1 protein-coding gene is annotated in these 767 nt (G+C 33.5%); it reads right to left on the reverse strand.

Annotation, left to right across the window (positions count from 1 at the left end; translation table 11 throughout):
• Nucleotides 1–765: replication protein (locus RCF13_RS23405; protein ID WP_308141577.1), on the reverse strand; the 765-nt coding region annotated here is incomplete at its 3' end.
• Between the last annotated feature and the right edge of the window lie 2 nt (nucleotides 766–767).

Consider the following 767-nt stretch of genomic DNA (forward strand, 5'->3'; position numbering starts at 1 on the left):
TTCCTCCTCCCTTTCGCCTAGCACGCTCTCTGAAGGTGGTACACCTGTCCTTATATCTACTTTGGTTTTAGGGTGTTCTTTTAAATATTGCTCATAATACTTGCCACCTTCTTCATATTCCGAACAAATTAGATGTGTGGCCCCGTATACTTTTTGACCGAAGAACTCTGCAAATCCCCTTACTCTTACTGGAAATTCATGTTGTTTTGTAATATCTACTACCTGCTTATGTCTTTCTAGTAAAGTTTTACAATACTCAGTGCTATACTTGTTATCTTTTACAGCTTTATTAATTGCTCTCTTCATATCATTTGTATAAGCACGATGTTTTTTTAGATTTAAAGTAAGGTAAAAGTTGAAAACAGATTCATAATCCTTTTCTTTAATATTTTCTTTAATACTTTCTTTCTTGGCACTCCTATTGGTGGACTGTGGTGTACTCCTATTGGTGGACTGTGAATCAACCAATTGAACCTCTGTATTCTCATTGATAGACTGTACACCAATTGGTATACCCCATTCATCATAATTTTTATTGAATCCTATCTTTCTCGATGAATTAAAACTTGCTTCTTCTGTGACCGAAACCACTTTGTTTTTTATCAATGTGTCTAATTCTTTCTTAACAACATTTTTGCTAGAATTAATCGCCTCGGTAATGAAATTTAAAGACAGTGAATGTTCTTTTCTTTGGAATCCGTAAGTATATCTCCATATAATCATTACAATCTTCAATTGGGTCCCATTGAATTTATATTTTACTATCT

The organism is Stenotrophomonas maltophilia group sp. RNC7 (genome assembly GCF_030910085.1).
GTDB lineage: Bacteria > Pseudomonadota > Gammaproteobacteria > Xanthomonadales > Xanthomonadaceae > Stenotrophomonas > Stenotrophomonas sepilia.